The sequence below is a fragment of the Nevskia sp. genome, from assembly GCF_021732705.1.
Classification (GTDB): Bacteria; Pseudomonadota; Gammaproteobacteria; order Nevskiales; family Nevskiaceae; genus Nevskia.
In genome coordinates this window covers 58212-68745 of sequence record NZ_JAKFUM010000015.1, presented here as the reverse complement: position 1 = coordinate 68745, position 10534 = coordinate 58212, and the positions used below count along the sequence as shown (strand labels likewise).

At 64.9% G+C, this 10534-nt stretch carries 7 protein-coding genes and 1 pseudogene; 6 read left to right on the top strand and 2 right to left on the bottom strand.

Going from position 1 to position 10534, the window contains the following annotated elements; translation table 11 throughout:
- Window positions 1-124: 124 nt before the first annotated feature.
- Complete coding sequence (locus tag QZ951_RS16670) at window positions 125-835, bottom strand: site-specific integrase (protein ID WP_293002624.1); 711 nt, start codon at window positions 833-835, stop codon at window positions 125-127.
- Between the two features lie 572 nt (window positions 836-1407).
- On the opposite strand from QZ951_RS16670, the gene QZ951_RS16665 reads away from it, so the two are divergent.
- The 6 genes from QZ951_RS16665 (at window position 1408) to QZ951_RS16640 (ending at window position 9415) form a co-directional block, all read left to right on the top strand.
- A complete protein-coding gene (locus tag QZ951_RS16665) occupies window positions 1408-1599 on the top strand; it encodes an MbcA/ParS/Xre antitoxin family protein (RefSeq protein WP_293002622.1) in 192 nt (63 codons plus the stop codon).
- A gap of 327 nt (window positions 1600-1926) precedes the next feature.
- The gene (locus QZ951_RS16660) at window positions 1927-2916 is read left to right on the top strand and encodes a hypothetical protein (RefSeq protein WP_293002620.1); all 990 of its coding nucleotides are present in this window, start codon (window positions 1927-1929) and stop codon (window positions 2914-2916) included.
- Between the two features lie 2 nt (window positions 2917-2918).
- The gene (locus QZ951_RS16655; RefSeq protein ID WP_293002618.1) at window positions 2919-5990 is read left to right on the top strand and encodes an efflux RND transporter permease subunit; all 3072 of its coding nucleotides are present in this window, start codon (window positions 2919-2921) and stop codon (window positions 5988-5990) included.
- Entirely contained in the window at window positions 5987-7333 is a 1347-nt protein-coding gene (locus QZ951_RS16650) for a TolC family protein (protein ID WP_293002616.1), read from the top strand. Before QZ951_RS16655 ends, QZ951_RS16650 begins: the two co-directional genes overlap by 4 nt.
- A 12-nt stretch (window positions 7334-7345) precedes the next feature.
- On the top strand, window positions 7346-8023 hold the full coding sequence (locus QZ951_RS16645) for a response regulator transcription factor (protein WP_293002614.1): 678 nt from the start codon (window positions 7346-7348) through the stop codon (window positions 8021-8023).
- Window positions 8024-8026: 3 nt separating this feature from the next.
- Window positions 8027-9415: an ATP-binding protein gene (locus QZ951_RS16640; RefSeq protein WP_293002612.1), complete on the top strand. Its 1389-nt coding sequence runs from the start codon at window positions 8027-8029 to the stop codon at window positions 9413-9415.
- 80 nt (window positions 9416-9495) lie between these two features.
- On the opposite strand, the pseudogene QZ951_RS16635 reads toward QZ951_RS16640, so the two are convergent.
- A pseudogene (locus tag QZ951_RS16635) lies at window positions 9496-10453 on the bottom strand (IS5 family transposase).
- Window positions 10454-10534 lie beyond the last annotated feature (81 nt).

Here is a 10534-nt window from a genome sequence, read left to right as displayed (position 1 = left end):
TGTCCGCTTCACGGAGGATCCGAACCATCTGCTCGTCAGTAAATCGTGCCTGCTTCATGTGCTCCTCGCTCATAGCGGGAGCCAGAATCTTAAGCGTCACGTGGTCCGAAATTCGACCAGCAGGTCAGTTCTTTGAATCAGGGATCAGCACAGTTCCACACTTGAGATTGACGCATTGCCAAGTCATGCGCGCAATTTCGGACTTGCGCATTGCGGTTTCCGCAGCGAACCGAATGATGCTGCCGATAGGCGTGGAAGTCAGCGCCTCCACCTGATCGGCGAGTCGAAGGAGCACCTCTCTTTCGTCCGTAGCCAGTCGGTGGTCCCGCCCTTTCGCCTCCGGCAGTCGCGTGGTGGGGCCTATCGGATTGACGAGCCCGACGCAATGCATGCGAGACCGCGCGCGGTTGAACGTGTTGCTGATCAGCGACAGTTCACGATTGATAGTGCCGTTGGCAACCTCTTCCTCGCGGTCCTCGATGAATCCGAGAATGTCGATCTCATCGATCTCGTACAGGCGCTTGCCTGTGAGTTCCGGGAAATTCTCGATGAGGCGCCGGGTCTGCCGCGTCTGCTCGGCATTGCTTTTCTGTTCCGAGCAAATTTCGAGGCGGCGTGTCAGGGCATCGGCCAGCGTGAGATCACGGGCGTCGATCACTTTTGTCAATCGCCCCTTCTCTTCGCCGCTTTTGACGCCCGACAGCCACTGTTCTGCCTGAAGGCGCGTCTCAAAGGTCCGACTTTCCCGCCTGCCACCATGACTGAAGCGCACACAAAACTGATGCGCCCCCCGCTCGATGATCGACCCGCTGTTCGGTCTTCCTCTTCTTGCCATTCGCCATCCCCTGCTAGTGGGGGACGGTATCCGTGTCGCTCGGAACCTGAATTTAGGCACAAATTTAGGCACAAGAATCCGAAACGGCCGCTGCGCTCAAATCAGCGGGCAAAAAAAAGCCCCTGTTTTCAGGGGCTTTCCCACCGATGTATGGTGGCCGAGGACGGAATCGAACCGCCGACACGGGGATTTTCAAAGGGACCAAACGCCCTAAATCTGACGCCCTTTCAACCGTAAACCACTGAATAAATTACAAAAGCCGCAACACATGCACTACACGGATACAACGTCCGATAACCCAATTTAACTGATTTCTGCCACGAATTTAGCCACAAAAAATCACATCAAACTGCCGCGCCTCAACTGTACCGAATCGTCGCTCGGCACAGGCTGTCAGGCCATCGATTCAACGCGCAGCCAAGATCGCCTTAGCGCCTAAACCGACAGCTCACCGTCGAAGCCCCGCTCGGCACGTCGAATGCCGCGGTCGACCCCCGGCCTCAGAAAATGGCAGCATTCGGTGATCGAGGGATACGGCGATAAGCCATCGGGCCTTCGATAGACAGGACGATATGGCGCCGGAAAACGATGTCGCGTTGATCATCAGCGGTTTATTTGGCGATCCTGACCTCGAGAGGGCGTACCTGACGACGCCGAACTTCGCGCTGGGCGGCAGGACACCTGCGGAGCTGCTGCAGACCGAAGCCGGCCAGCAGCAAGTGCTGAGCGAGCTTCAGGCCCACCTTGATTGCGGCCCGCCCTGATCGGATTTTGAGCAAAGCTGTGGGCTTACTGCCGCTCAGTCGTGACGGCTGCTGCCGAACGGCTCGAAGCAAACCGAGTCGAAACGACCTGGCCCACCGTCAAATGCTTGCCTGTAGCGCTCGCAGACGGTTTTCCGCATATCGATTGGAGCTCAACTCGCAGGCGGTCAACTTCAAGTGGTCGGCCAAAGCGCGGAGCAAATGACCGTGCTACGTCGGTAGTCGTGGTCGGCGGCGACATCCCTTTCATTGGGATTTCGTAATGCTGTGGCGAGCTCTGTTCCAGATTCGATCGGTAAGTTTGTCGAAACCCCGATCGAGTACGACATGCGAAGCCTGCTGACTGTCCTCGCCATCTCGGTGCCGATGATGACTGCCTGCCGCGAAGCAGGGTCACCGATCGCGACGGCACCACCGGCCAAGGCCGAGCCGGTGAGCTCGGAAACCAATTTGCTATCAATTGCGCTGACACCGGAGGCTGTGCAGCGCTTGGGGATCGAAACTGTCCGGGCCGAATCACGGAATACCTCGGCCATCCGTTTGACGAGCGGTGAGATCGTCAATGCGCCGCTCGGAACGATCGGCGTGCCCAGCTTCTCGACCAGCGATTTCGTGACGCTGGCCGCCCGGCAGGCAGCGGCCGATGCCGAGCTTCGCCGCGCGCGAGCGGCGCTGCAGTTGGCCGAGCAAATGGCACAGCGCGCCGAAGCGCTCCTCGCCGAGGACGCCGGCAGCGCTCGGGCACGCGACGAAGCCGTCGCTCAGCGTGCCGCCGCCGAGGCGGCGCTGACCGCAGCACGAACGCAGCGCGAACTGCTCGGCCCTGACCTGACTGCCTCTCGCGGTCGCTCGACTGCATGGGTGCGTGTGCCGGTGGTGGCCACCGACCTCCCGCGACTGGCGGCCGATCAGCCGGCCCGCATCGGTGTACCCGGCATCCACAGCCCGATGCGCGAAGCCGTACCCGTCCACGCGCCGCCAACCGCAAACCCCGCAGCAGGGACCACCGATCTGTACTTCCGCTTCGACAACGCCGATCGGGCTTACCGCCTCGGCCAGCGCGTTGCCGTTGCGCTGCCACTGAACGGGGTGGCGCAGGGTTTGGTGGTACCGGCAGCCGCGCTGGTCACCGACATCCACGGTGGCGAGTGGATCTACCGAAAGGACGCCGACGGCCACTACCAGCGTCAGCGAGTCGAAGTGGCGCGGCGCGACGGCGACGACCTGATCTTGGCCCGCGGGCTGGCGGCTGGCGACGAGATCGTCACCGCGGGTACGGCCGAGCTGTTCGGCTACGAATTCGGCACCGGACGCTGACGATGCTCGCCTGGCTGGTGGAAACCGCGCTGCGCCACCGCGTGATCGTGCTGGGTCTTGCTGCCGCGCTGGTGGTGATCGGCCTCGCCGCGTCGCGCGAGGTGCCGCTCGACGTGTTCCCCGAGTTCGCGCCGCCGATGGTCGAGATCCAGACTGAGGCGCCAGGGCTGTCGACCGAGGAGGTCGAGCAACTGATCGCGGTACCGATCGAGATCGCGGTCAGCGGCGTGCCGGACCTCGTGACCGTGCGTTCGAAATCGGTGCTCGGACTGTCGTCGGTGGTGCTGCTGTTCAAGCGCGGCAGCGATGCGATCCAGATCCGGCAACTCGTGCAGGAGCGGCTGGCACAGGTGCGCGCGGCCCTGCCCGTTGCCGCGCGTGCCCCGGTGATGCTGCCGCCGCTGTCCTCGACCAGCCGGGCGATGAAGATCGGCATTTCATCGAAGACGCTCGACGCCATGCAGCTGTCGGAACGGGTGCGTTGGACCATCCGGCCACGGCTGATGACAGTGCCCGGCGTCGCCAATGTCGCGGTGTGGGGCCAGCGCGACCGGCAGCTGCAGATCCTGGTCGACCCGGATCGCCTGCGCATTGCCGGCGTCACGCTGGCCGAACTGCGCGCAGCGGCTGGCGATGCGGTTCTAGTCGGTGGCGGCGGCTATCTCGACACGCCGAATCAGCGGCTGGCGGTGCAGCAGCGGGGCGCGATCCAGACTGCGGAGGATCTGGCGCAGGCGGTGATCCGCCTGCAGGGCGACGCCGCGATCCGTATCGGCGACGTCGCCACTGTCACCGAGGGCTACGCCGCACCGATCGGCAGCGCCATCATCAATGATGGTCCGGGCCTGCTACTGATCGTCGAGAAGCAGCCAACCGCCAACACGCTGGCGTTGACCCGCAGTGTCGAAGCCGCCCTCGCCGAACTGAAGCCGGGGCTCGCCGGTGTCGAGATCGACAGCGAGATCTTCCGGCCGGCGACCTTCATCGAGCGCTCGATCGACAACCTGAGTCAGGCGCTGCTGACCGGCTGCCTGCTGGTCGCCGGGGTGCTGATCCTGTTCACCCGCGACTGGCGGCAGGCGCTGATCAGCCTGACGGCGATTCCGCTGTCATTGCTCGGTGCGGGTCTCGTGCTGCTGTGGAGCGGCCAGACGATCAACGTCATGGTGATCGCGGGTCTGGTGATCGCGCTCGGCGAGGTGGTCGACGACGCGATCATCGATGTCGAGAACATCGCCCGGCGGCTGCGGCTGAATCGGGACGCGACTGTTCCGCGTTCATCGTTTGCCGTGGTGCTGAGCGCCTCGCTCGAAGTGCGCTCGGCCGTGGTGTTCGCCTCGGCGATCGTGATGCTGCTGTTCCTGCCGGTCTTCTTCCTCGACGGTGTCGCCGGCACGTTCTTCCGGCCGCTGGCGGTGGCCTATGTGCTGGCGATCGCGGCATCGCTCATGGTGGCGCTGTTGGTGACCCCGGCGCTGTGCCTGTTGCTGCTGCCGAAGGGCCACGAGGCTGCGCGCGAGACCACATTGGTCGTCTGGATCAAGCGCCAGTACAGTCGACTGCTGCCACGCCTCGTCGCCCGGCCGCGGCTGGCGATGGCGATGGTGGCCGGCGGTCTGGTCGTCGCCATCGGCAGCCAGGCCGGCTTCAAGCAGCAGTTCCTGCCGGACTTCCAGGAAACCGACTTCCTGATGCACTGGGTCGAGAAGCCGGGAACGTCCATCGAGGCGATGGAGCGCATCACCACGCGGGTTTCGAAGGAATTACGGTCGATCCCCGGCGTCCGCAACTTCGGCTCCCACATCGGCCGCGCCGAGGTGGCCGATGAAGTGGTCGGACCAAACTTCACCGAGCTGTGGATCAGTCTCGATGCCAAGGCCGACTATCAGGCCAGCGTGCAGTGGATCCAGCTGGTGATCGCTGGCTATCCGGGCCTGTATCGCGACGTGCTGACCTACCTGCGCGAGCGCATCAAGGAAGTGCTCAGCGGTGCCGGTGCGACCATCGCGGTGCGGATCTTTGGGCCCGACCAGGCCGAACTGCGCGCCGCAGCCGAAAGGGTCCGGGCGGCGCTCGCAACGATTCCCGGGGTTGCCGATCTGAAAGTGGAGCAGCAAGTGCTGGTACCGCAGATCCAGATCCGGCCACGCGCGGCCGACCTCGCCCTGTTTGGCCTGACGGCCGGCGAAGTCCGGCGCCAGGCGCAGACCCTGATCGCTGGCCAGAAGCTCGGCGAGATCTATCGCGAGCAGAAATCCTTCGATGTCGCGCTGTGGGGCGAGCCGGCGATTCGCGGCGACATCGGCAGCATCGCCGACCTGGCGCTCCAGACGCCGACCGGCATGGCGCTGCGGCTGCGTGATGTCGCCGATGTCGTCGTGGTGCCGACGCCAAATGAGATCCGCCGCGAGAACGGCCAACGGCGGATCGACGTGACCCTGAACCTTCGTGATGCCGACTTGGGCCGGATCGGCCGCGATGTCGAAGCGGCGCTGGCCGGCGTGCCGTTCGCCAGCGGCTACTTCCCGACCGTGCTCGGCGAGTACGCAGCCCTGAAGGCCGCCCGCCAGCGCCTGCTGCTGACGTCCCTGCTGTGCCTGGCCGGCATGCTGGTGCTGGTCTGGTCGGAGTTCCGCTCGGTGAGGATCACCGCACTGTTCGCCGCCAGCCTGCCGTTCGCGCTGCTCGGCGGGGTGATCGGCGTGGCGCTGTCCGGCGGCGTGCTGTCGCTGGGTTCGCTGGTCGGCTTCGTCACCGTGGTCGGCATCTCGGCACGCAACGGCATCATGCTGCTCGCGCACTACCAGCATCTTGAGCACGCGGAGGGTGAAGCCTTCGGCCCGGCGCTGATCCTGCGCGGTGCCAGCGAACGCCTGATTCCGATCCTGATGACTGCTGCCTGTGCGGGCTTGGCACTGGTGCCGCTGATCGTCACCGGCAATGCACCGGGGCATGAGATCGAATACCCGATGGCGATCGTCATCCTCGGCGGTCTGGCCTCGTCGACGGTGCTGAACCTGCTGCTGATGCCGGCGCTGTATGCGCGTTTCGGCCACCGGGAGGCTGCGTCGTGAGCCGCCGAGTCGTGCTGCTGGCGACCGCGATGCTCAGCGCCTGCTCGCAGGTGCCGCCCGCGCCGGAGCGCAACACCGCGCTGGCGTCGCATCCGTTCACCGACACCGAGACGGTCACGCTGGCTCCTGTGGTTGAGAGCGAATCCGCACTGCGGGCGTTTCCGGAACTTCAGGCGCTGGTGCAGGCCAGCCTCGCCGCGAATGCCGACCTGCGCGTCGCCTACGCTACCGTTGATCGCGCACGGGCCAGTGCCGCCGAGGCGCGCGCCTTACGACTGCCGCAGACGGCGATCGAAAGCAGCCTGCGCTTTGACGACCGAGGCTCGCAGCCGGGGGTCGAGACCACGCAGACCACCGATTTTGATGTCGCAGCGGCGGCCAGCTGGGATGTCGATCTGTTTGGCCGGCTGCGCGCCGCCGCCTTGGCCAGCCGCGCCGATGCCGACGCCAGCGCTGCCGCCTTCGAGGGCCTGCGGCTGGCAATCGCAGCCGAGACTGTGAATGCCTATCTCGATCACTGCGCAGCCATTCACGGAGCGAAGGCGCTGAACGGTGCCGCCGAAGCGCAGGACAGGCTGACTGCAACCCTTGAACGCCAGCGCGCGGCGGGAGAGGTATCGGGAATCGAGGTCGCACAGGCACAGGCCGTTCAGGCCAGCCTGCGCGCCGGCCTGCCGCTGCTAGAGGCAGCGCGTCAGGCCTCGCGCTACCGACTTGCCGAACTTCAAGGCCGGCCGCCTGCAGAGGCCGCCGAACTGGCCATCGACTGCGAGGCGATTCCCGCGCTGGATACCGCGCTGCCCGTCGGCGACGGTCAGGCGCTGCTGCTGCGTCGGCCGGACATCCGCGAAGCCGAGCGGCGACTGGCGGCGGCGACCGCACGCATCGGTGTCGCCCGTGCCGAGCTGTATCCACGGCTGAATCTGGGCGGAGCGGTGGGACTGCTGACCGGCGGGCTGGTCGCCAACGCGACGCCGTTTCTGGTCTGGTCGTTCCCCAACCAGAGCCCGGCACGCGCACGGATTGCGCAGGCCGAAGCCGGCGAACGCGCAGCGCTGGCGAACTGGGATGCCACAGTGCTGCGGGCGCTGCGTGAAGCCGAAACGGCGATTGCCACCGTCGAACAGGAAGCCCGACGTAATGCGCACCTCGGCAACGCGGTGACGGCCGCCGCGCGGCAGGCGCAGCGCTCGGCCGCGCGCGTTCGGCTTGGCGATGCGACGCCACTGCTGCGGCATGATGCCGACCGGGTCGAGGCGCAGGCGCGGCTGGCCAAGCTGCAATCGGACATCGCGCTGGCGCGCAGCCAGTTCACACTGTTGCGCGTGCTCGGCGCGCTCTGAATCGGGGGACACATGCAGGTGCTGCTGGTGGAGGACGATCGCGAGACGCGCGAGTTCATCGCACGCGGACTGCGCGAGGCCGGTCACCAGGTCACCGCCTGCACCAATGGCCATGACGGACTGATCGAGGCCACCGGCCGGGATTTCGACGCGATCGTGCTGGACCGCATGCTGCCCGGCATCGACGGTCTGTCGCTGCTGCGCATGCTGCGCGCCGGCGGCCGCCATGCGCCGGTGCTGATGCTGACCGCACTCGGCGGCATTTCCGACCGCGTCGAAGGTCTGGAAAGTGGCGCTGACGACTATCTGGTCAAACCTTTCGCGTTTTCCGAGCTGTCGGCGCGGCTGCAGGCCCTGACCCGGCGGCCGGCAGTGAGGGTCGAAACCCACCGGCTGGTGGTTGGCGATCTGGTGATCGACGAACTGCGTCGCACTGTCGAACGCGCCGGTCAGCGCATCGTCCTGCAACCGCGCGAGTTCTGCCTGCTGGCCGAGCTGATGCGGAACCCGGGCCGGATCATGACCCGCACGATGCTGCTCGAACGGGTCTGGGATTTCGATTTCGACCCGAAGACCAACATCGTCGAAACCCATCTGAGCCGCCTGCGCGCCAAGCTCAACGACGGCTTCGAATCTGATCCGATCGAAACCGTGCGCGGTGCCGGCTATCGCATCCGCGTCCCGGACTGAGGCATGCGCCGAATCTGGCAATCGACCACTGGCGTGGTGGCCGCCATCGGCATCCTGCTGGCCTTGGCGACCCTGGCGATCGGCGCCACGGTGCATGAGGTGGCGCATGAGGCGCTGGAAGAACAGCTTGATCACCGCATCGCGACCGAGACCCGCGCCCTGCTTGCCGAGGCCGCTCGTGGTGGAACACCGGCGGTCGCGGAGCTGATTGCGCGGCGCGAATCGGCTGCAGCGGAATCCCGGCTTGTGTACCTGCTGTCGGATTCGAGGCGCAAACGGCTCGCGGGGTCACTTGACGCGGCAATGCCGCCACAGCCGGGCTATCTCGAACATCTGCGCCATGACCAGGGGCAGCGCGAAGCGCAGGCGCTGACCAGCCGGTTGCCGGACGGTGGCTGGCTACTGGTGGCCGCCGATCGCGCGGCGGTAGACGCCACCGACCGGGCAATCCAGCAGGTCACCGCCCTGGCTTTCGGTGGGCTGCTGCTGCTCGGCATCGCGGCCGCCTGGGCGGTCGGGGCCATCACCCGGGCCCGCCTGAACGGCATCGATCGGACAGCACTGGCGATCATCAATGGCGATCTGAGCCAGCGAATCCCGGTTGACGACTCGGGCAGCGAGTTCGATCGCGTGTCGATTACGCTGAACCGGATGCTCGATCGCATCGTCGGCCTGCTCGACAACCTGCGCGAGGTCTCCGGCAACATCGCCCACGACTTGCGCACGCCGCTGACCCGGCTCACGAACCAGCTGGAAGCCGCCCGCGCATCCAGTGAGCCGGGCGCGCATATCGATGCCGCACTGGATCAATCCCGCGAACTGCTGGAGATTTTCGCCGCACTGCTCCGGATCTCAGAAGTCGAATCGCATGCGGTGCGCAGCCACTTTGTATCGCTCTCGCTGAGCCAGCTGGTGACGGAGGTTGTCGAGACTTACCGGCCGGATTTCGAGGCCAGCGGGCACCGCCTACTGTTGGTGGTGGCACCAGAGATCAACGTCAACGGCGATCGGCGCCTGCTGCAGCAACTGCTGGCTAATGTGCTCGACAACGTACTGCGGCACACGCCAACCGGGACGACGGTGCAGGTCACGCTCGCAGCCCGAGCAGGACATGCGGAGCTGTCGATCGTCGATGACGGTCCTGGGGTGCCATCGAGCGCCTTGCCTCGCCTGTTTCAGCGTTTCAGCGTCGGTGATGACAGCCGCGCCACCGGTGGCCACGGACTCGGGCTCGCGCTGGTGGCGGCAATCGCTGCGGCACATCATGGCTCGGTGAGTGCGCAGTCGGATGAAGGGCTGATCATTTCGGTGACCGTGCCCGCCGGGGTCGAAGCTAAGAAAGCTCTGAATGACCCCCGCCGTGTGAAGGCAGGCGTCGCGGATGTCGTTTGAAGCCGCCGATCTGACGATTTTCTGCTCAATCTACTGCTGCGGGACTTTGAAGCGCCCCGGTTTTCCGCCTTTCGAGCGGATTACGCCTGCAACGCGAGCAAGTGTCTCCTCGCCATGAACAGGTTGGTAAGTGCTGCGGTGACATTCAGCCGGTGCGCGTTCTTCTCGATGCCTCGATAACGAACCTTGGTGAAGCCGAACTTCAGCTTCATCACCGCGAACACATGCTCGACCCTCGCCTGGATCTTCGACTTGGTCCGGTTCTTCATCCGCTCGGCTTCGTCGACGATGCCCCGGTAGCGGTAGCGCTGGTTCGTGAAGTCCTTGGTCTTTGGCGCGTGGACCGCCAGCAAGCCCTTCTGACCCCAATAGGCCTGGTCGCCATAGACCCGCCGCTCCTTGGCATTCAGCAGGCTCGGCAGCGCGCGGGCGTCATGGACATTGGCGGCGGAGGCTTCGACCGAGTGAATCAGCTTGGTTTGGCTGTCGACGCCAACGTGAGCCTTCATCCCGAAATATCTCGTGTTGCCTTTCATCGTTTGATGCATCTCTGGATCTCGCTTGCCGAATCCTTTCTTGGTCGACGACGGTGCGCTGATGATCATGGCGTCGCCTACGGTGCCAGTCGACAGCTTCATGCCGCTGGCCTTCAGATGCTCGTTCACCCGAGCGAAGAACTTCTTGCGGAGCTGGTTCTTCGTCAGTAGACATCGGAACTTGCAGATTGTCGTTTCGTCCGGAACTCGCTCGACACCCAGGTCGATACCAACGAACTGCCGCATCGCCTCTGAGTCGTACAGCGCCTCTTCCACCGACGGGTCCAGGAAGTTGAAGGAGGACTGCAGGGAGTGGGTCCGCAGCATCCGATCAAGTGCAACCGGTGGTCAACCAATTTCGTTCTGCGGGTACACCGGCGCAATCAACTTGCACAGCGCTGACCACGGAACCACCCAGTCCATATCCGCCAGAAAATGCGCTTAGCTTCGTCGTCCGACCAAACTTCTCAAACCCCGACGAGGCCAGCGATATCTGCTCCATGGCGTTGATTCCACTGCTGTTTCCAGTAGCCGAGTATTACCGTACCGGGGTGGAGTTAATCAGAGAATCCCTAACTGCCAA